Origin of the sequence: Companilactobacillus paralimentarius DSM 13238 = JCM 10415, from assembly GCF_001434985.1 — a bacterium.
Lineage (GTDB): Bacteria > Bacillota > Bacilli > Lactobacillales > Lactobacillaceae > Companilactobacillus > Companilactobacillus paralimentarius.
In genome coordinates this window covers 1-21,386 of record NZ_AZES01000023.1, presented here as the reverse complement: position 1 = coordinate 21,386, position 21,386 = coordinate 1, and the positions used below count along the sequence as shown (strand labels likewise).

General features: G+C 34.7%; 22 protein-coding genes. 7 read left to right on the top strand and 15 right to left on the bottom strand.

All coding sequences use genetic code 11. The annotated features are described in order from the left end of the window. Positions 1-3 precede the first annotated feature (3 nt). From FD33_RS02630 to hflX, 9 genes are all read right to left on the bottom strand, one after another. Positions 4-1,317: an MFS transporter gene (locus tag FD33_RS02630; RefSeq protein WP_034544029.1), complete on the bottom strand. Its 1,314-nt coding sequence runs from the start codon at positions 1,315-1,317 to the stop codon at positions 4-6. Positions 1,318-1,325: 8 nt separating this feature from the next. Beyond that, a complete protein-coding gene (locus FD33_RS02625; RefSeq protein WP_025085025.1) occupies positions 1,326-1,838 on the bottom strand; it encodes a YagU family protein in 513 nt (170 codons plus the stop codon). A 1,009-nt stretch (positions 1,839-2,847) separates the two neighbouring features. After that, positions 2,848-4,803, bottom strand: coding sequence for an elongation factor G (locus FD33_RS02620; protein ID WP_025085026.1), 1,956 nt, complete (start codon positions 4,801-4,803; stop codon positions 2,848-2,850). Between the two features lie 432 nt (positions 4,804-5,235). Then, positions 5,236-6,168 carry an ABC transporter ATP-binding protein gene (locus tag FD33_RS02615; RefSeq protein WP_025085027.1) on the bottom strand — a complete coding sequence of 311 codons (933 nt, stop codon included), beginning with the start codon at positions 6,166-6,168 and terminating at the stop codon, positions 5,236-5,238. Beyond that, positions 6,168-7,214 (bottom strand): ABC transporter ATP-binding protein, encoded by a 1,047-nt coding sequence (locus FD33_RS02610; protein WP_025085028.1) that lies wholly within the window; start codon positions 7,212-7,214, stop codon positions 6,168-6,170. The genes FD33_RS02615 and FD33_RS02610 overlap by 1 nt, the downstream gene beginning before the upstream one ends. A 16-nt stretch (positions 7,215-7,230) precedes the next feature. Further along, on the bottom strand, positions 7,231-8,256 hold the full coding sequence (locus FD33_RS02605; RefSeq protein WP_025085029.1) for an ABC transporter permease: 1,026 nt from the start codon (positions 8,254-8,256) through the stop codon (positions 7,231-7,233). Beyond that, entirely contained in the window at positions 8,256-9,188 is a 933-nt protein-coding gene (gene opp3b / locus FD33_RS02600; RefSeq protein ID WP_025085030.1) for an oligopeptide ABC transporter permease, read from the bottom strand. The genes FD33_RS02605 and opp3b overlap by 1 nt, the downstream gene beginning before the upstream one ends. A gap of 22 nt (positions 9,189-9,210) precedes the next feature. Next, positions 9,211-10,845: a peptide ABC transporter substrate-binding protein gene (locus FD33_RS02595; protein ID WP_025085031.1), complete on the bottom strand. Its 1,635-nt coding sequence runs from the start codon at positions 10,843-10,845 to the stop codon at positions 9,211-9,213. A 139-nt stretch (positions 10,846-10,984) separates the two neighbouring features. Further along, complete coding sequence (gene hflX, locus FD33_RS02590) at positions 10,985-12,280, bottom strand: GTPase HflX (RefSeq protein ID WP_025085032.1); 1,296 nt, start codon at positions 12,278-12,280, stop codon at positions 10,985-10,987. A 246-nt stretch (positions 12,281-12,526) separates the two neighbouring features. On the opposite strand from hflX, the gene FD33_RS02585 reads away from it, so the two are divergent. Next, entirely contained in the window at positions 12,527-12,811 is a 285-nt protein-coding gene (locus FD33_RS02585; protein ID WP_025085033.1) for a bacteriocin immunity protein, read from the top strand. A 223-nt stretch (positions 12,812-13,034) separates the two neighbouring features. Here the strand turns inward: FD33_RS02585 and FD33_RS12605 are convergent, their stop codons facing one another. Continuing rightward, positions 13,035-13,178: a hypothetical protein gene (locus FD33_RS12605; protein ID WP_156407819.1), complete on the bottom strand. Its 144-nt coding sequence runs from the start codon at positions 13,176-13,178 to the stop codon at positions 13,035-13,037. 120 nt (positions 13,179-13,298) lie between these two features. On the opposite strand from FD33_RS12605, the gene FD33_RS02580 reads away from it, so the two are divergent. Beyond that, the gene (locus tag FD33_RS02580) at positions 13,299-13,646 is read left to right on the top strand and encodes a hypothetical protein (protein ID WP_025085034.1); all 348 of its coding nucleotides are present in this window, start codon (positions 13,299-13,301) and stop codon (positions 13,644-13,646) included. A gap of 30 nt (positions 13,647-13,676) precedes the next feature. On the opposite strand, the gene FD33_RS02575 is transcribed toward FD33_RS02580, so the two are convergent. The 4 genes from FD33_RS02575 to FD33_RS02560 all read right to left on the bottom strand — a co-directional run bounded on the left by FD33_RS02575 (position 13,677) and on the right by FD33_RS02560 (position 17,602). Continuing rightward, the gene (locus tag FD33_RS02575) at positions 13,677-14,210 is read right to left on the bottom strand and encodes a hypothetical protein (RefSeq protein WP_162256973.1); all 534 of its coding nucleotides are present in this window, start codon (positions 14,208-14,210) and stop codon (positions 13,677-13,679) included. 214 nt (positions 14,211-14,424) lie between these two features. Further along, complete coding sequence (locus FD33_RS02570) at positions 14,425-15,171, bottom strand: response regulator transcription factor (protein WP_025085036.1); 747 nt, start codon at positions 15,169-15,171, stop codon at positions 14,425-14,427. Between the two features lie 3 nt (positions 15,172-15,174). Continuing rightward, positions 15,175-16,446 (bottom strand): ATP-binding protein, encoded by a 1,272-nt coding sequence (locus FD33_RS02565; RefSeq protein WP_025085037.1) that lies wholly within the window; start codon positions 16,444-16,446, stop codon positions 15,175-15,177. Next, positions 16,433-17,602, bottom strand: a complete 1,170-nt coding sequence (locus FD33_RS02560; RefSeq protein WP_235806949.1) for a GHKL domain-containing protein — start codon at positions 17,600-17,602, stop codon at positions 16,433-16,435. The genes FD33_RS02565 and FD33_RS02560 overlap by 14 nt, the downstream gene beginning before the upstream one ends. Before the next feature lie 311 nt (positions 17,603-17,913). Here FD33_RS02560 and FD33_RS02555 point away from each other — a divergent pair, with 311 nt between their 5' ends. Continuing rightward, positions 17,914-18,123: a hypothetical protein gene (locus FD33_RS02555; protein WP_025085039.1), complete on the top strand. Its 210-nt coding sequence runs from the start codon at positions 17,914-17,916 to the stop codon at positions 18,121-18,123. Positions 18,124-18,234: 111 nt separating this feature from the next. Then, the gene (locus FD33_RS02550; RefSeq protein WP_148299162.1) at positions 18,235-18,933 is read left to right on the top strand and encodes a hypothetical protein; all 699 of its coding nucleotides are present in this window, start codon (positions 18,235-18,237) and stop codon (positions 18,931-18,933) included. Here the strand turns inward: FD33_RS02550 and FD33_RS02545 are convergent. Further along, complete coding sequence (locus tag FD33_RS02545) at positions 18,923-19,465, bottom strand: hypothetical protein (RefSeq protein WP_152319105.1); 543 nt, start codon at positions 19,463-19,465, stop codon at positions 18,923-18,925. The genes FD33_RS02550 and FD33_RS02545 overlap by 11 nt on opposite strands. Before the next feature lie 237 nt (positions 19,466-19,702). On the opposite strand from FD33_RS02545, the gene FD33_RS02540 reads away from it, so the two are divergent. From FD33_RS02540 to FD33_RS02530, 3 genes are read left to right on the top strand one after another with little or no spacing between them, the layout of a single operon-like run. Then, positions 19,703-20,077, top strand: coding sequence for a GntR family transcriptional regulator (locus FD33_RS02540; RefSeq protein WP_025085042.1), 375 nt, complete (start codon positions 19,703-19,705; stop codon positions 20,075-20,077). Beyond that, positions 20,070-20,777 carry an ATP-binding cassette domain-containing protein gene (locus FD33_RS02535; protein ID WP_025085043.1) on the top strand — a complete coding sequence of 236 codons (708 nt, stop codon included), beginning with the start codon at positions 20,070-20,072 and terminating at the stop codon, positions 20,775-20,777. The genes FD33_RS02540 and FD33_RS02535 overlap by 8 nt, the downstream gene beginning before the upstream one ends. After that, positions 20,774-21,346, top strand: coding sequence for a hypothetical protein (locus tag FD33_RS02530; RefSeq protein WP_056955723.1), 573 nt, complete (start codon positions 20,774-20,776; stop codon positions 21,344-21,346). The genes FD33_RS02535 and FD33_RS02530 overlap by 4 nt, the downstream gene beginning before the upstream one ends. Positions 21,347-21,386: the final 40 nt, after the last annotated feature.

Below are 21,386 nucleotides of genomic sequence, written 5' to 3'. Positions count from 1 at the left end.
TCTTTATTTGATAGCGTGCTGAATTTTTTTCTCATTGTATCCGAGTAAAATCAAAAACATGATTATATACAAACCTAATGGAATCAAAGCGTAATTCAAATTGATTGCCGAAATAGTACTGGCACTCTGAGTTTTATTGGAAACATAGCCTGAGATTTGAAGTGATTCAGCAGTGATTAAACCACCAAGTCCTAATCCTAAATTAACACCAAAATCGTCTGTCGACGCAAGAACACCTTCGGCTTGAATTCCCATTGAAGTACCATAACGAATCGTGTCCGCAATCATAATTGAAACTAAACCGATAATGAACCCTCCGCCGATTCCGTTGACGAAGATACCACTAAAGATAAGTGCTAAGTTCTTTGAGTAAGCACCAAAAGTAATAATTATTTGTCCGGTAAAAGCGATGATAATACCCAGTAACATTGTTTTCTTTTTACCTAATTTGACGGAAACAAAATAGATAGCAACGACTCCAATTAGGGCCGTTAATGTAAAACTGTTGGCTATTGAAACTAGGTTTTCATCGTGAAGGACATATTTGAAATAGTAAATAGTTGTCTGATTCTTAATGGAAGTAGTCAACCAATAAAGAAAGATAACAATTGAAATAACGATCCATGGCCGGTTCTGCTTAAGCATTCCCCAGACTTTAGAAATAGGTTGATGATTAATACTATCGTCAGTATAGCGTTCTCGAACATGGAAAAACGTGTTCAAAATTAAAGCTAAGGAAATGACACTAAAAAGGATAATCGTTCCCAAAAAGCCCTTTTGTTGGTCACCTTTACCAAAGATACTGACTAGGGGAACGGTAAAGACGGCTACAATGATTTGAACGGAACTACCAGAAAATTGTCTGATAACGCCCAACAACGTTGTTTCCTGTTCATTATCAGTCATAGTAGGCAAGATGGAAGTAATTGGTAAGTTAACAGCAGTATAAAAGAATCCTAATCCTAAATAGGTTACATAGGCCCAAATCAATTTTCCTGAATGTGGTAGAAAATTAGGTGTAACGAAAGTTAGGATTGCGAAGATGACATAAGGGAAGGAATACCATAGAAAGAAAGGTCGACTCTTACCCCAACGAGAATGGGTATTGTCGATCATAATTCCAATGATCAGGCTTTCAAAGACATCAGCTGCTCTGGCTACGACGAAAAGAATGGCAACTTCACTAGCTGTCAGTCCAAAAACGTCAGTATAAAAGAAGAGCAGATAGGTGGTCATCATTTGAAAGACTAAATTATCGGCGGCATCACTTAGGCCATAACTGATTCTTTCAGTTAATGAGGTGTTCCATTTGTTCAAAGGAGACCTTATTTCTGTGCAGTTAAGCGACGGTAGAGTTCACGGCCGACAATATCGTTTGTCCACATCCAAGCAATGTGACCGAGTGCTTCAGAGATATGTTCTTCAGTAGGTTGATCCTTAGGACTTGGGACAGTCTTCATCATAGGCATGATCCCAATATGGAAAGCAACCCAGATGGCTAATCCGAAAATTGCTCCAGAGCCTTTTCTGATAAATGGTTTATATTCTGCCAAAACTTCATAAATGATGGCAAATGATGTTGAGAAACCAAAGTGCATCATAAAACTTGCCCAAGGCATTTGGTGACCAGAATATGTGTAAGTTCCACGAGTGATTTTCTTAGGAATACCCATTTGTTCCATTAGAGTTTGAGGAGGATTCACTGCATCACGTTCGGCTGTACGTGGTGGCAAAACATTCTCCCAACCTAATTTAACAAATCCAGAAACTATTCCAGCAGCTGTTCCGGCGATGACGGCAGCCTTCAAGTTGGCTTTTTGTTCTTTATTCAAATGCATATTAATACCCCACTTCTATCATTATTTTAATTTTAGTATAAATCAGAGTAGAGACTAATTCAGGTAATTGGTCTTGCCAGAGTGGTAAAAAGTAGACAATGTGGAGTTTTAAACGCTTTGGTCATAAATTCTTCACATATTGTTATAAATTAATTCGTAATTTGGAAACCGTATATTCATAAATTCCCGTTATTATTTAAGCATAGTCAAATAACAAAGAGGTGACCGGATGAACAAACAATCCTTTTAGAAATAATCCTTTTTTAAATATACTTATTGAAAACATAAAATGAATAGAAATAAACCCCTTAAAACTTATATACAAAATTAAAACCCTTATAAACTCAAATAATATATCTCCCCCCCTAAAAGATATATTTCAATATAAAATTTGAAAGAAGTGACCCAATGAAATTGGAAGCTGTATTAATTAGATGATGAATTTTAGATTACTCACTTAACAAATAGAATAATCCCCTTATATTAATTAAAACCCTATTTTTTTAAAAGTTTAATCCCCTTATAAACACAATTAAAAAACTTTATTTATCTCCCCCCCTTAAGATAAAAAGTTAAAATAAGATATTTATCCTACATATAAATATCGTAAATAAAAGGTCTGCTTTATTGGCAGACTTTTTTTGATGTTCTTAAAATTTGTTTTTTGGGGGATGTACTTAGATTGTCGTCCTCCGCAACAATAAAATTTGGCTGGAACGCCATGGGCCGAATTGGAGCTAATTATTTCACACTTCGTGCAAAATAATGGATCTTCAAGCTCGACCTTTCCCTAAGCAATAAATTGCTAAGGAAATCTCATGGCTGAGCAAATTTTATTGTTGCTCCGGACTGAATCCCACTTTGTTAATTAGTTATTAATTGGATTATGTAGAGTTAGAAAAAAGGTAACCAATAGATCCGTTTATCAGTCTGGAGTAAAAGTTGAAAATGCGGTCAGCTTTTGCGGAAGACGGAATTCTTAATCAAACTTTCGAAATAACTATTAGATTTATTCGTTCTTTTCTAAGTTTGCTAAAGGATAGGTATAGGGTAGGTGAGCGGTTTGGAGTACTTGGTCCCAAGCAACTGGATAGCCTGCTCCGTGAGCACAAAAGACTGAATCGGGTGTGTTTTCTAAATCTGAAACTGGTTGATACTGTGCTTCCTCAATAATTTCATCAGCATTGTGACAAGGACGGTAACCGAGTACGATACATTCTAATTGTCCTTGCCCATGTGTGTAGGCCCGAACTTGTTTACTGTAACCTTGCATTTGAGATACTGGAGCAATTCCAGTTAAAACATTGGTTTGATTGTTGGTTACTTCTGGAGTATCAAAAGTTCCATTCATTTTTTGAATATCATTCATAGCGCGACCAACTTGATCTTGTTCAACTTCTAAACGAAATTGGTACCATGGTTCCAATAATTGGCAACCATCGTATTGTTTGAGCATCATCAAACCTTGTCTAACTGCTCTCCAAGTTGCTTCGCGAAAATCACCACCGACAGAATGGACATTGCTAGCGCGGCCACTAATGAGGGTTATTTTCATGTCAGTAATTGGAGCACCGATTAGGACACCGAGATGTTCTTTAGCACTTAAGTTAGATAATACTTGGTGTTGCCAGTTGCGACCTAAGGTATCAAGGTTACATTGTGAATCAAAGGTTAGACCACTACCTGGTTTAGCTGGCTCTAATAGTAAATGTACTTCGGCATAATGGCGTAGAGGTTCAAAGTGACCGATACCTTCAACTTTTTTGGTGATGGTTTCTTTGTAGAGGATACTACCTTGACTGAAGTCAACGTCTAAGTTAAATCTTTGTAAAAGTAATTGTTGAAGTACTTCTAATTGGACTTCACCCATTATTTGTACACGGATTTCTTCTAGCTGATTTGACCAAGTAACGTGAAGTTGTGGATCTTCATCTTCTAGTTGTCTTAAAGCGGTTAAGCAAGTATGTAAATCATTATCTTTAGGATCAACGGTATAAGTTAAGACGGGCTGGATCGTGGGATCACTAGCGTTATTTTCTTTACCTAGTCCTAAACCGGGAAAAGTATTCGTTAGACCAGTTACTGCACAAATCCCACCAGCAGGAATATTTTGTTGCAATTCAAACTTGGCACCATTATAAATGCGGACCTGATTAGCTTTTTGATCTTCAAATAAGACATCCTTGTTATGTAAAACTCCGCCGGTCACTTTGATCCAAGTTAAACGTTCATCATTTTCATCATGTGATATTTTAAAAACTTTGGCTCCAAAGTCATTATCATATTGAGTTTCGTTAGTCCAGTTTTCGAAGCCCTGAAGAAATTCGTCGATTCCGGAAATTTTCAAAGCAGATCCGAAGTAGCAAGGAAAAATTTGGCGTTTCTGGATCATTTGACGAATAGTGTCGTCTGTCAGAGTTCCTGATTCCAAAAATTGATTGAGGATATTATCATTTTGGAGAGCAATTTCTTCGTAGGTATCATCTGATAATTCATTAGAAAAAGTGATGCAGCCAGCTGAAAGTTTGTTCTGTAAATCTTCAAGTACTTGGGCTTGATCCACTCCAGTGGCATCGATTTTATTAACAAATATAAAGGTCGGAATATGATAGTTTTGCAATAAATTCCAAAGAGTTTTGGTATAACCTTGGACGCCATCCGTAGCCGAAACTACCAAAATGGCATAATCCAGGACACTCAAGACTTGCTCTGTTTGAGATGCAAAGTCGACGTGTCCAGGAGTATCCAAGAGGGTTAACCTCAAATTTTCGTATTGTAAATTAGCTTGATGAGAGAAGATAGTGATACCACGCTTCTTTTCTAAATCGTCGGAATCCAAAAAAGCATCGCCATTGTCAACACGACCTAATTTACGTAATTGACCAGTCTTATAAAGTAAAGCTTCGGAAAGGGTAGTTTTACCAGCATCAACGTGAGCTACGATTCCAGTTACGATATGTTTCATATGAATGAATCTCCTCTTAAAAAGAACTTATTATATATTTTACTAGCACTTTTGTCTAAAAACGACGGTTCGTCAAATTTTCTTCACAATTAATTATTATTTATTTCGTAATTTACTAATCATATATTCATAAATTCCCGTTATTATTTAAGCATAGTCAAAAGCAAAGAGGTGATCGATGATTATAAAAACTTCTCCACGAAATACTAAATTACTTAAAATGAAAAATTAAACTATAAAATAAATAATCTTTTTAAACTTTAATCTCCCTAAAAATAGATATATCTCCTCCCCAAAGATATAGAATTTTATAAACTTAAACAGAAAGAAGAAATTGTTATGAAAAAGACAAATACAAAAAGAGCTCGCCTTATGGCAAGCTCTTTTCTTTGTGTCAATAACATGAATTAGATTTGTAGGATCTGATTCATGTTATTTATTATTTTTAAAACTAGCAGCTTTTTCATCGTTGCAGTATAAGAAGTGTCCGGGAAGTACTTCTTGTAGTCTCTGATCGTCTTCAAATGGACGTTTGTGATCGAAATCGATTCTAGTTCTCTTAGTTTCAATTTCAGGATCAGGAACGGGAATAGCTGATAGCAAACTTTGTGTATAGGGATGAAGTGGATTGTTGTAAATTTCATCTGAGTCAGCTAATTCAACGATCTTACCACGATACATAACAGCAATACGATCTGAAATGTATTTAACCATTGAGAGATCATGGGCGATGAATAGGTAAGTTAAACCTTGTTTCTTTTGAATATCTTGCATCAAGTTAACAACTTGAGCTTGAATAGACACATCAAGGGCTGAAATAGGTTCATCAGCGATGATGAATTGAGGGTCAACAGCTAAAGCTCTAGCAATACCGATACGTTGTCTTTGTCCACCAGAGAATTCGTAAGGGTAACGAGTCATATGTTCAGGGTTCAAGTTAACCATGTCGAGTAATTCACGGACACGTTTGTCACGTTCGTCGTCATTTTTAACTAAGTGGTGAACATCAAGTCCTTCAGCGATGATATCTTTGACTTTCATTCTAGGGTTCAATGAGGCATAAGGATCCTGGAAAATCATCTGCATTTCACGACGAAATTCCTTCATCTTAGAACCATGACTCTTGATTTTACTGATGTCTTGGCCATTGAAATAAATATGACCATCAGTTGGGTTGTAAAGTCTGATAATACTACGACCAGTAGTACTCTTACCAGAACCAGATTCACCAACTAAACCGAAGGTTTCACCTTTATAAATATCAAAGGAAACATCATCAACGGCCTTAACCATGTTAGGTTTACCAATGTTAAAATATTGTTTTAAATTTTTTACGGATACAATTACTTGTCTTTCGTCAGCCATTATTTCACATTGCCTCCTAACTTCTTAAATTTTTCATAACGATTAAGGATACTTGCTGGTGGTGTCACCTTTGGAGCATTTGGATGAAGTAGCCATGTTGCGGCGTAATGATGTTTAGAAACTTTAAAGAACGGTGGTTGTTGTTCTTCATCGATTTCCATAGCGTAAGCATTACGAGGTGCAAAGGCATCACCCTTTGGTGGATTCAAAAGATTTGGTGGTGTACCAGGAATAGAGTTCAAACGATCTGATTCATTGGTATCTAGTGTTGGCATTGAATCTAGTAGACCCCAAGTATAAGGATGTTGAGGGTTGTAGAAGATGTCGTTGACTGAACCAAATTCAACCAAACGTCCGGCGTACATAACTGCTACACGATCAGCGATACCAGCCACAACACCTAAGTCATGGGTGATAAAGATGATTGAAGTACCAATCTTTTGTTGTAATTCTTTTAATAAATCAATGATTTGAGCTTGAACAGTAACGTCAAGGGCTGTTGTTGGTTCATCGGCGATTAGAATTTCTGGGTAATCAACGATGGCAATAGCGATAACGATACGTTGTCTTTGACCACCTGAAAATTGGTGAGGGTAGTCATTCATTCTAGCTTTAGGATTGGGAATACCTACTAAACGTAGAACCTCTTCAGCACGCTTGAGAGCGTCCTTTTTAGAAACGTTATTGTGGATCAACAATGGTTCCGCAACTTGCTTACCAATTGTCATAGTAGGGTCAAGCGATGTCATAGGGTCTTGGAAGATCATGGAAATCTTATTTCCACGAAGTTTATCCATTTCCTTATCAGTTTTTTGTAAGAGATCGTCTCCATGATAGAGCACTTCTCCCTTTGAGATTGTTCCGTTCTTAGCTAGTAATTGTAGAATTGAACGAACTGTGATGGACTTACCAGAACCAGATTCACCAACGATTGCTAAGGTTTCACCGGCGTTTAAATGGAAGCTAACACCACGGATGGCATGAACGACACCATTATAGGTATCGAAATCAACATGCAAATCTTTTACTTCTAAAATTTTATCCATTGTGATTTCTCCTTAGTTAGTTTTCTGATGATTGTGGGTCAAAGGCATCACGTAGACCATCACCTAGAAGGTTTGTGGCAATCATGATAACACTCAAGATAATAGCTGGAGCCCACATTTGATATGGTAAGAATCTAAAGGCTTTTTGACCATCTGATAGAAGGGTACCTAATGAAGCATTTGGAGCAGGAATACCAATACCAATGAAACTTAGGAAAGCTTCGAAGAAGATGGCATTTGGAATAGTAAACATTGTTTGAATAATGATTGTTGATGAAAGGTTAGGAATTAGATGCTTTGTAGCAATCTTCATTGAAGGTTCGCCTAAAGTTCTAGCAGCTAAAATATATTCTTGTTCTTTCAATTGGAAGGTTTGCGCCCGGACCAGACGAGCCATCGTGACCCATCCAGTGATGGCAATCGCAATAACGATTGATGTCAAACCTGGTTTTAGGATGATCATCATTAAGATAACAACGATCAAGTTAGGAATAGATGAAACAATTTCAACGATACGTTGCATGAATGTATCAGTTTTGCCACCTTTCCAACCAGAAACGATACCGTAAGGTACACCGATTAGAAGGTCAACTAGAGTAGCAAGTACAGCAACGACTAATGAAAGTCTTGTACCATAGATAATTCTTGATAGAAGGTCACGTCCAAGGTAATCAGTACCTAAAATGTAGAAGGTACCCTTAGGAGCATCAGCTTGTTTATAAGCATCAACCATGTGTCCACCCATATTTTGATAACCATTCATACCAGGGATATTAAGGTTACCCAACTTAGGAGGCAAGTTAGACATGGTAACTTGTTGTGCATTTGGATTATGTGGGGCAATGATTGGAGCCAAGATTGAAATAACGACAATGATTGAGATTAGCGCTAAACAAACAACGGCAACTTTATCTTTGAACAAACGACGACGAACATCCTGCATATATGTAAGTGAAGGAGTACCAATTTTTTCTTGGTCTTTATTATTTTCGTCATGAATTAATCTGAATTTTTCCTTAGGAATTTGAGGAATCTGTTCCATTATTCTTTACCTCCGTTTCCTAGTCTGATTCTTGGATCGATGAGACCGTAAAGGATATCAACGATTAAGTAAACTATGATTAACAAGAATGAATAGAAGATTGTAAGCCCCATGATTGTAGGGTAATCATTTGTAGTAATTGATTTAACGAATTGTTCACCAATACCAGGAATTGAGAAGATATTCTCAACAACCATGGAACCAGTCATAACTGAAACAGCCATAGGTCCGATAATAGTAACAACTGGGATCAATGAGTTACGAAGCGCATGCTTAGCAACAACACCCCAACTTGAATTACCTTTTGACTTAGCTAATTCAATATAGTCACTACTCATAACATCCACCATTTCAGTTCTCATGAATCGAGCAACAGTACCTAATGGTAAGGCTGATAGAGCAAGTGTTGGTAGGATACTTGATTGGAAGTTATCCCAAAGAGCAACTGGGTAAATCTTCCATTTGTAGGCTAGGTAGAACTGAAGTAAAACAGCTAAAACGAAAGATGGAATTGATAGACCAAGGATTGAAATGAATGTTGCAAGTGTATCAACCCATGTATTTTTACGGATAGCAGCGAGGGCACCTAGAAGGATACCACCGATAGTACCAACGACCATGGCTTGGGCACCAATTTGCATTGATGGAGCAAGTCTTTGACCGATTAATGCTGTAACAGGTTCGTTATTGAATTGGAAAGAAGTACCAAGATTACCTTGTAATAATCCCCCAATGTAACGAATATATTGAACAAATACTGATTGATCCAGTCCATATTGGGCTTTAACGATCTTCAGTTGCTCCGCAGACATACGGTTTTGGTTGGAAAACGGAGTACCAGGAAGCATCTTCATCATGAAGAAAGTTATCGTCGCAATAATGAAAAGGGTCAAGAATAAATAAAGAATTCTTTTGAGAATATATTTAGCCATTATTTAATCTCCCTCAACATAATTATTTTTTGTAGGCTGTAACTAGATTATAACTACCATTTGGTGTGATTTGGTAACCCTTAACGTTACTTCTAGTTAAGTTAGCTTGATATGATTGATACAAAGGAATAGCGCCTTGTTCATCAGTTAAGATCTTAGTTGCTTGTAAGAGATCTTGCCATCTAGCTTCTTCATTTGTAGCGTCGGTAGTCTTAGATTTATTAATCAAAGCATCATATTGAGCATTTGAATACTTACCATTGTTTTGAACATTACCAGTTGTAAAGATATCTAGGAATGTAACAGGATCTGGGTAATCAGCGTTCCAACCAGTAACAACAATATCGAAGTTACCAGATTTTGATTTATCTAGACGAGACTTAAATGGTACGTTTGATAAAGTGATCTTGATACCTGGCAAATTCTTTTCCATTTGTCCTTGAAGGTATTCGTTTTGTTTCTTGGAATTATCTGTATCGTCACCTAGGAGAGTGAAGCTAAGATTCTTTTGACCAGTTTCTTTGATTCCTTCCTTCCAAAGCTTTGTAGCTTCTTTAGGATTGTATTCTGTGTATTGATTTGATGATTGAAGCATCTTTTCTTTAGTGAAATCAACCTTGGTTGTTGGGTTGTATGACATACCGACAGGAACAATAGTATGTTCGATACCACCAGTCTTACCAAGAACATTGTTAGTTAATTGTTCACGGTTGATCGACATTGAGATAGCTTGTCTGATCTTGGCATTTCTGAAGAATTTGTATTTCTTTTGATTCAATTCAAGATAGAAGTTAGCTGTTTGTTTATCCATTGAGAAAGTCTTGTAACTGGATACTTGACGAGCTGTATCTCCACCAAGTTTTTCGTAACGGTTGATTCTGTTAGCATCGTAAAGGTTTAAACCAGTATTGGCATCCTTAACAACGTAATATTTCAAAGTCTTTAATCTAACAGCTTTAGCGTTCCAATACTTGTTGTTCTTAACTTCAGTCCAACTATTTTTAGAAACATTCCAGTTAACTAGTTTGAAAGGTCCGTTGAAGACCATACCAGTACTGCTCAAACCATATTGTTTGCCAGCTTTTTCAACTGCAGGTTTGTATTGAGGGTAGAAGGTTGAACTAGCCATCAAAGTATTAAAGTATGGAATAGCATTTTCCAAAGTTACTTCAAGTTTATATTTACCCAATGCTTTAATACCTAAAGTATTTACAGGCTTCTTACCGGCATTGATCTTGTCAGCATTTTTGATACCGGAATAAATATAAGCGTATTGTGAAGCAGTTTTTGGATCAACGGTTCTTCTCCAAGCATAGACAAAGTCATTAGCTGTAACAGGTTTGCCGTTTGACCATTGTGTATGTCTTAAATCGAAAGTATAAGTCTTACCGCCATTAGTTGGTTTAACGACTTTCTTAGCAATAGCTGGTTTCAAATCTTTACCATCGTATCGATAGAGACCTTCCATTGTGTTGGTTAAGTGTTGAGCACCAATAGCATCGGTGTTCATAGATGAATCCATGGTTGCAATAACATCTCCGGAGTTAATTGCAAGTGTGTTTTTACTGTCTTTTTCAGTAGCGGAACCACAACCGCTTAAAACTAATACGAATAGAAATATCGGTAACAATGCAAGTAAATACTTCTTAGATTTCATTGTTTAACCTCCCTAAAATTATTATTCTTAGAATGTACTAATGAACATTAAAAACAAATCGCCCTTAATTAGAAAAATTCTAATGTTTTATAAAATAATAATACATTATGTCTAAAAATGCAAAAAAAAATAGAGCCATCTATTTGTGAGATGACTCCATTTCGATGTAATTATTAAATCTTTCTAATTCTTCAGGACTTAGATTGGCGGTAATTAAAGATCCGTCGTTGGTAAATTCTTTTTTTGTTACTTGAGAATTTCTTAAAATTTCTTCAGTAACTTTTTGTTTGTCATAAGGAATTAGAAGGGTTGTTTCTTTATAATTAGCGAAAATCTTTTGTTTGATTAGTTGAATTAGAGTTTCAATTGACTTGCTATCGAGAGCGGAATAATAAATATTATCGCCTTCGATAGAAGGGAATTGTTGATCAGGTTTAAGATCAGCTTTGTTGAAAGCATAAATCATCGGTTTGTCGACCACGCCAACTTCTTTCAAAGTCTTTTCGGTAACTTCAAGCATATTCTTCCAGTGTTCATCACTAATATCAATAACTTGAATTAGAATATCAGCGTCCTGAGCCTCTTTTAGAGTAGTCTTGAATGATTCAACCAAGTTGTGTGGTAACTTGCTTACAAAGCCAACAGTATCAGATAACAAGAAACTAGTGTTGTCAGCTAGATCAATTCTGCGGACACTAGTATCTAGTGTGGCAAAAAGCATGTTTTTTTCAAAGACTTTACGGTCGTCAGAATCCTCTTTGTTAAAATTCAATAGACCATTCATAGTAGTCGACTTACCGGCATTGGTGTAACCAACCAGAGAAACCAAAGGTAGGGATGTATTAGTACGGCGTCTGCTTTGAACGTTAACAGTTTTATCAACTGTCTTTAATTCATTACGTAAAGCTGTGATACGTTTACGAATAACTCGACGATCAAGTTCCAGTTTTGATTCACCAGCACCACGGTTAGCCAAACCGCCAGAGGCAGATTGTTGATCCAATGGATTACCTGATGGATGAATTCTAGGAAGCTGATATTGTAATTTAGCAATTTCAACCTGAAGTTTAGCTTGTTTAGTTTGAGCTCGATTAGAGAAGACTTGCAGGATCAATTCGGTACGATCCATGAAACTCAATTTAGTTTCTTTTTCCAAGTTTCTAATTTGTGATGGTGTTAATTCGTCGTTTAAAACGATAATTTGAACATCGTCCGCATTGGCAATTTCCTTGATTTCAGTAACTTTACCAGAACCGAAGTAAGTTGCACCGCTGACAGAGTCAGATTTTTGAGTAATTGTATCAGCAACTTCCATATTGTTGGCTTCGACTAATGAAGCAAGTTCTTGCATTGTGTACTCGAAGTCAGGTTGTAGGTGACTAACTCCTGCCACAATAACGCGTGTTTTTTCGTATGTTAATTTAGATTCAGTCATAAATCCTCCTGGTGGCACTATTTACCCCAGGGATAATAATGCCTTTTTATTATTTGTGTGCAATGATATTTGTTCTTAAGCGCATGATCTCAATACCATCCTTTCAATAAACTGTTTAAATAATAACATGTAAGTTCATTTCACGCTATATAATAGGTAGAAAACGATTACTTAATTAAAATATGAATTAAAAATTGACTACTTAGAGTATAATTACAAATATATTTGTATTGGGGGAGCTTAATTATGAATGATAAGACTGAGAAATTAATGAGGTTAGTTGACACAGCCGCTCAAGAAGATGTTGTTAAAGCGGACAAAGATCTTTATGGTGCGATGATGAAAGCTTATAAAGATTTGAGTGAAGATAAGAATATTGTAAGTGTCAGTGGCAAGTTGAGTAGTCAAATTAATCGTTATTTATTAACACATCAATACAAGGCACCTAAGTCAGTTGTTGAATTGGGACAAAAATTACAAAAGCCTATCGCTGATCGTTGGGGCCATGTTAATCCAATGAATTTGGGTTAATAGTTTCGAAATGGGATGTGCTTAAAATTCTGTCGTCCGTAGAAAATTTGTGGGCCGCTGGAACGTGGTGGACACGACTTGAAGCTAATTATTTTACACTTCGTGCAAAATAATGGATCTCCAAGCTCGGTCTTCTACTAACCTTGCTTCGCAAGCTAAGTAGAATTTCACCACTTAGGGCCCACAAATTTTCTACTACCGACTAGATAGTGGAATTTATTACTTATTCAGAAATAATTTGAAAATTTAAAAGAGCATCAATGAGGCCCCAGATTTGTTTGGTGGAGTGATCAATAAAAATAATTCCGACAACTAATAGGATAACGCCGTACCAAAAATTCATCGTTTTGTAAAATTGTTTATTCATTAAATATTCTCCTGAACCGTAATTAAGGTATACTTTAAATTATACACCATCGGGTAATAGTAAATTTTGGTATCTATTGAAGTAAAAATCGGTTATATTAAGTGGTGGGTGAGTAAATAAATGGATCATTCAAAACAAAGATTATTGCTTTCATTATTGGTTGAGTTTAGTAATTCATTTTCTAAACAAATCAATGAGTCAGCAATTAATCAAAAAATGGAACATTATATTAAAGATACTGTTCGAGAATTTGTTGAAAAACAATATCGTGGAACTATTTTTGATAAAGAATTCAAGCAAATGGTTGAAGAAGTTAATAATGCCAGAGATAATGAACATCTAGTTTTTAATTACTACACTGAAAAACTCTGGAAGGAGATAGCGCAATTGTCACAGAAGACAACTAGCTTCTCTAATGCCTATTCGATTATTGATATTCTAGGAAAAAATAAAGATGCCTTCTTTTAATTCAAAGAGGACATCTTTTTTTGATTAATTTTAATAACCTAAACTAACGTTGTGATTAGCTTTATTAACAATTTTTACTGAATTGAGACTGTCGAGGAATTTATTCAATTTTTCGATAGTTTCTTTTGGATTGTAGACAAAGTCTCTTGAATAATCGAGGTTGACTTTTTGACCATTTTTCAAAACTACATCTAAGCTGTTTTGGCTTTTAGCAATGGCGATAGAACTAGAGAATAGTCCTAGAGCTCCAGAAAAAGGAACTGCCATTGGTGTAGTGGCCTGTTTTAAATCGCCATTAACAGTGATTGATTGAATATCCTTAACGGAAAATGATTTTAAAGGGCTTGATAGAGGCAATAGCATCATTAAGAGAACATTGTCAGGATTATTAACATCGTTGTATTTAATGGTTCCGTCGTTAACTTGCCAATAGTTGAATAATACTGATGAAGCTCTCCAATAGTGTCCCAAGAACACTAATAGAAAGAATGCTGTTCCAAAAATAAAACCGATACTACCTGATGAAAAGATATCACTAAACATGAATCCTAGTACTAAACCCATTATAAGACTTACAATAAGAGGTCTGAAACTAACTTTTTTCCCGAATTTCAACATAATAAACATTCCCTTCAAAATACATTAAATGGCCTGAATCTATGACTAAAACTTTGGTACTTTTGATAGCTTAAATATACATCTTTATTATAATACAAATAAAAAAATATCATGAACAACCGTTAATTTATTCTTGAATAAAAAATATTAAATTAAAAATTTAAAGGGTTTCTTTGATGAGGCTCTTGAGTTTGCGAGATTTTCCAATCGAAAATTTTCTGGTTTCACCATTAGAAAAACCAATTTCTCTATTAGCAAAGTTGATGTGGTGAATGTTTTCAGGATTAATGAGACAAGAACGACTGATTTTAAAGAGAAAATCATACTTATCTTCTAGGTCAGTTAATTTTCCATAAAATTCAAATTTACCATTAGTTGAAAAAATATTGAGTCGATGAGGAATGTCAGAAGCCTCTACAAAAATAACTTCGGATTTGTCTAAGTTGTAGACTTGTGTGCCGACTTCAAAAGAGAAACCTCGTTTTTGGACAGTTCTAGTTTCATCAATTAACTGTTGGGCATAAGTTAAAGTGTCGTAGATTTCCTGACGAAAATTCTCCAGTGGCTGATCCTTTTCGATGAAGTCTATTGCGGCAACTTTTCGTTTTAAAGTTAAAGGTGCCAGTTCATCGTGGGTGGTGACAAAAATAATTTTTGCTTGAACATCAACTTTGCGAATCTCTTCAGCCAATTGGATACCATCAATTTTATTCTGTAAGTCGATATCTAAGAAATAGATACCACTTTGAGGTTCTTCTTTCTCAAGATAAGTGAGAACATCGTTGGGATTGTTGGCAGTTAACTCGATTTTGAATAAGTCACTGTGAAAAAGGATATAGTTTTTAATCAAAGTATGAAGTTGTTCAAGTTGAGCAGCATCGTCTTCACAAACAATTATTGGATACATAAGTTAATCCTCCTTGGTGATTAAAATAATATTGAAACGGAACCATTTTTGGCTTTGGTTAGATTGGATGAATAAATTAGAATATTTTTTTCGAAGTGTCTTGATGTGTAATCTATCAAAGTGCTTTTTCTCTTCTGTTGCTGTATTAGGCTGATTGGCAATGGAATTATAAATTAGAAAAGCCAATTGTTGGCCTTCTTGGTTAATACTGAGGTAGATTTCACCGTTATCTTGTTTTTGTGTGAAGTAGATGGCGTTATCAATAGCAGTGTCGAGTAGATTGATAAAATCAAAGATATTGATTGGTAAGTCGTCTAGGTCTTGATTGCAAGTGAAGTGGCAGGCGATATCTTTTTGATTGATAGTGTTGATTTTACTGATCAAAAGACTCTTCAAATAAGAATTGTGAACATTTTTAATATCTTGGAATAGATCCATCGACAGATTATTCAAATAATCCTCAGAATAATTTTCCAATTTATCTAGAGCTTGATTCATTGCCTTGTGATCTTGTTCATCAACGACAGTTTTTAAACTGAATAGCAAATTTTTATAATCGTGCTTAAAATGACGTAATTTTAATTGATCACTTTCAAGTTGATCAGTATAAATTTTGAGATTCTTAACTTGTTCTTCGGCAAATCTATCTTGATAGACTTTGCGATTTCTCACTCTACGATAAAGAAAGACTAGGATGACGAAAATGGATTGGATAACAATGAATAATAGAGTTCCTAAAATGAAATAAGGGTAATTTGTAAAACTTTGAACGAGAATTAGAACAGTAAAAAAGATTAGATAAACGTACCCTAAAATGATGGTTGTAAGTGGTGTCTTCTTATCTAAACGCTTATTTATATTGAATAAATTGTAAATTAGAATAAAAATAATTGAAATGACGATGATTGATAGATAAATGATAGTTAATTGAGGAAAAGAATTGGCATCTAAATTATCAACAGTAACGAGAACAGCAAAGATAACCGTGGATATAAAAATAGCTATGATTTTAACAGCTGCGGTGATAATGAAGACATTGAGCAAGTAATAGTCAATATCTTTAGATTTGCGAAGGTAGAGGTAAGTGAATATATCTAGTGGCAACTTAGTAAAGGGAAGCAAACTTTCTATAATTGTGAAACCGATAATGAAACTAGGATAGAGAATTAACTTTTTCTTATTGGAAAGGCGATTTTGATAGAGATTACTGAAAAGAAAGAAGAAAAGAAACCAGTTGGAGAAGATGGTGAAAATTCGTGGACTAATAATTGACATCTGCATCACCTCCTAAATCAAGTAGTGTGATGTTGAGATTGAACCAGTCATTATTTTTCCGATATTGAACGAATAAATTGGGATACTTTTTTTTAATATCTTGAACGTTGACCATTCCTAGACCGGAGTGGTTCTTTTTGGTGGTAAAACCCTCTTGCATCATAGTTTGAATTTTAGTTTCGGAGTGAATCGTGTTGTTGATTAAGAAGGATAACTGTTGTTTTTCTTTAACGATAGCGATTTGAATCTGAGCACCGGTTTGTCCTTTAGTAGCTTCGATGGCGTTATCGATTGAAATACCTAAAAGTCGAACGAGGTCAAAAATATTAATATCAACCTCCTCAATGGTATTGCGACATTCAAAGTGACATTTGATATTATCCTGATGAATCAGGGTTAATTTACTGATAAAAAGACTCTTCAAATAGGGATTTTGCACGTTGTTTAGATCCTTGAATAATTGCATTGAAAGATTGTCGAAGTAACCGTCAGAGTACACTTCTAGTTTTTCTAAAGCTTGTTTCATTGCGGTATAATCACCATCACTGGCAACAGATCGAAGTGTTGCGATACCATCTTTGTAACTGTGTTCGAATTCACGAAGATGAAGATGATCTTTTTCAAGTTGGTCGGTATACATTTTTAAATTTTTTAGTTGTTCTTTCGTTAATTCTCTTTTGTACGCCAGTTGTTGCGTTTGACTAGCTTTACCAAAGAGAAGTGCGATAAAAACACATTGAATAATAATGAATGCGAAAACACCGATGGTTAAATCGGAATAGGCCTTATTTTCTTGAATAAAGTGCATAAATACGTAAATTGCTATAAATAGATAAATTAATAAAAAACTGAGAAGCGATGAATGATCAATCTGCCATTTTTCTTCAATATCAAAACGTTTATAAAGAAAGATGAATACTACTGCGGTAATAAACTTGATTGAAAAGCTGGCGACTACAAAGAGCAGTATGCCTGAAATTGCATGAGTGGAGATCTTATCTACAATTATTGTATCGGCTAAGGTTTCATAAATTAAACGTATTAGGGATGATAATAGAAGGGTATTTATTAGAGTTAAATTCCATTTTTTATGATGCCAGAGAACTAGATAGACAAAGAAAAACGTGATTAGATATGAATAATCTTTCAAAAGCATTTCTGACAAAAATGACACTAAAATGAATGCCAGTAAATAATATTTTTTAAAATGAAATAGTGAATAGAAAACACTATAAAAAATAAGCCATGCCAATAATTTTCCTATAGTGTAGATTATTGTCCCCACCTGTAATACCCCCCTTTATATCGATATATTAATTATTGCATAATATTTAAAGAAACAATTTTTTTGTCGCGAAACGCACGAAATTCATTCATGAATCAAAACTCCCCAATTCAGGATATTGTTCACACTTATCTTTAAAGTAGTGCTATATTCTGGTCAATTAAATGAGAGGAAGTAATATCATGAGCTTTACGATAGGCAAATATATAGTGGGTATTGTGGTAATATTACTTGGTATTTATCAACTTCTTAATTCACGTAAGTATGTTCATGAGATTCAAAAAGACGGTAGTAAGACCACTTCTCATTTTGTAGGATATGCGGTGTGGTCTAGTTTCGTCGTTGGAATATTGATTATAGGTATGGGGATGTCAATTTTATCTATGAGATAGTTACGTCTAAAAAGTAATACGCAACAAAACAATTTCAAGTTGTTTTGTTGCGTATTTTTGTATCTCGAAAAATGGTCTTTTGATAGCATAAAAAGAAAAAGGATGAATCTCATGCGAAGAGGCTTTCGATTGTTGGCGTTAAGTTTAATAGTCTTGATAACTGGCTGTAGTGAGCAAGTAACTGGTAATGATTTGCCTGAAAAAATCAATTTAGAAACTAATTTTAAAACTGGTCTCGAGCAAAAACGATACGACTGGCGACGTCAAATTAGTCAAGTTCAGACAGTTAAACGGCAATATTCTGAAATTACCGATAATTATAAAGGTATTACTTTGGCCCAATTCAAACGTCAAAATCGTTATGTGGTTAAAGGAAAAGTTTTAAATTTACAAAAAATCAAATGGTTATCGCCACAGCCGGAAACTAAATTAACTTTAAGAGTTGATCAGGTAATTAGTGGCAATAAAGGCTTGAAAGGGAAGCGGATTTATCTGAATTTTCCTGGTGGCTTTGGTCGTGAACGTGACATTTACGCCCAATCGACGAATCCAGATAACGAAATCTTCTATCAGGTTCCTAACGCACCGATACCGGAGATTGGTTCCAAGATTATTTGTGGTTTATTAAGTGATGAACATCATACTAATTCGCGGTTAGATCGACTTTATCTTTCAGACGTTGAACATACTTTTTGGGTGAAAAGAAATGGGCAATACGAGTTGAATAATCCAGCATTTAAAAAAGTAAGACGTAATTTGGCTATTTTTCAACTAACGAAAGAATTTAATCGAGACAGTGTCAGTAAATAAGCTGTTTTGTTTCAGGTGATAAATTTAATTTTGCAGATGGAAAATCATTTAAAAAGATTTTTAATTTACCAATTGTTTCAGTGGGATGATCAACGTAATCGCGTGATAGATTCAAATTAATAATTTGACCATTATTTAGGAGTAGTTTCACTTCTACTGGATAGTGCATCATGACCATGAGGTTGTAGAGAAATCCACCTTCAGTAGCAACAAATAGTGCTGATGAAAGTAAATCATTGGTCATGGGCAATCCAGTGATTTGAATCGATTTAATTAGTTTTTTATCAATTACTTTATAGGTGTTCAATTTAGGAATCAGCATGAGTAGAAGACGTTTGAATGGATTGCTTTTATCGTTATAACGTATAAATCTGTCACTAGAGTCCCAGTAATTAAAGATAGTTGGCAAAACAATTAGGTAGTGACCGATAAAAACTATTCCAAAAACGACAATAGCAATTCTGATACCTAGAGTTTTAGAAATATTAAATCCAAACAGGCTGCCACACAATAAGGCCCAAAATAGACTCATCAATAAAGGCCGATAATTTAGTCTTTTTCCAAATTTCAGCATAAGAGATCAGTTCTTTCTAAACCATATCCATACCCAATTTGCCCCTAATTTACCATAATTATTTGGTTTAGGTTTCATAAATATAAAGGACATTCTGTATAAGAAATTCGTTAGAGAATCTTGCTTAAATAGTTGCATAGCGGGGTATATTTCGATACTGCATTAGTGTACTAGTACAGCAAGGATGTGTATCTGATGGAATATATCGAAAACATACCAATCTATTTACAAATTAAAGACTACTTGGAAGAAAAGATTATTACAGAGAGTTATTCACTGGGGGAACAAATGCCTTCAGTTAGGCAATTGGCCTTGGAATTGGCAGTGAATTCTAATACGGTTCAGAAGGCTCTCAAAGTAATGATCGAGGAGGGCGTCATTATTACATTACGTGGTAAAGGCAATTTTGTAACTGAGAATGCGGCAATAGTTGAAGAATTGAAGAATCAAATTGTTAATGAAACATTTGATTCAGCCTACGACAAGCTGCATTTGTTAAAAATGGATAATCAAGAAATAACTAATAGTTTTTCAAATTACGTAAAGCAAAAGGAGAAGAAACTTGAGTAATGTATTGAAAATTGAAGAACTTAACTATAAAAAAGGTAGCAAAATAATTCTTGAGGATGTCAATCTAAAATTAGATAGTGGCAAAATTATTGGGCTCCTAGGTGAAAATAGCGCGGGAAAAACCACTTTGATGAGAATAATTGCTGGAGTTAATTCCGTTCCAGAAGGCGTTATAACGGTTAATGGTAATACTAAAAAAGTTCTCATTAAAGAAAATGTTAGTTTGAATGATCATCTTGATGGTTTTAAAGCTACTAACAAAATCAGTGAAATCGTACATTTCTATGATGCGGTTTATCAAGATTTTTCAATTACAAAGTATGAAGATATTGCTAATTTTTTAGGATTAGACATGACTAAAAAGTTAGCGGCATTGTCTACAGGTACCAGAGGAAAACTGGTTATTGCTTTGACATTGGCTAGATCAACTAAATTGTATTTGTTGGATGAGCCTCTAAGCGGTATTGATAGTATTTCACGTAAGAAAATCATTAGCAGTATTATTCGTTGGAAAGACGATGATTCGACCATTATTATTAGTGATCACTATGTTACAGCTATCGCCAGTTTATTAGATGAAGTAGTAATTATTAAAAATCAAAAAATTAGAGATTTAATTCCGGTTGAGCAAATTCAATCTGACTATCATTTGGGAATCGAAGCATATTATGAAAAAGTTTATCTAGGGGAAATACAATGACAAGAATGCGAACCTTAAATAACCAATTATTCTTCAATCGTTGGAAGATGATTAATCTAGTATTTTTATTCGATTTGATGGTTCTCGGCATCATTATATTAATAGATATGATATCTAACAAGATGACTTTCAAATTAGTTAAGCTTGATAAATTGTATATGTACTATATGTTGATTGCTTTTTTTGCGTATGTTGTTTCTTTTGTGTTATTAGCGAAAGACAACGAGCGAGTGCTTTTTAGTAATAAATATCGGATGATTCCAATCACGGAATGGAAATTATACTTCAGCAATATTTTAAGCTCTCTTTTGACATTGGTTTACCTCTGGTTTTTAGAAGGCATAGTTAATACTATTTTTAGTTCTATTCAAGTAAATCATTTTTTGATAGGTAATGCTTTAACTAATATTTTATACACAGGATCCCTTTATAAGTTATCTAATGTAGATATGACTGTCAGATCTTTTATTATCGGCTTTCTTTCAATTGTTTTGATCTGGAGTGTTGTTACATTAGTGCACTTTTTAATCAGTTTAATTTCAGACAAGTTTGCTTGGCGAATTTTATAATCAAGTTAGCCACTTTAGAAAAATGACAAAATAAAAACAC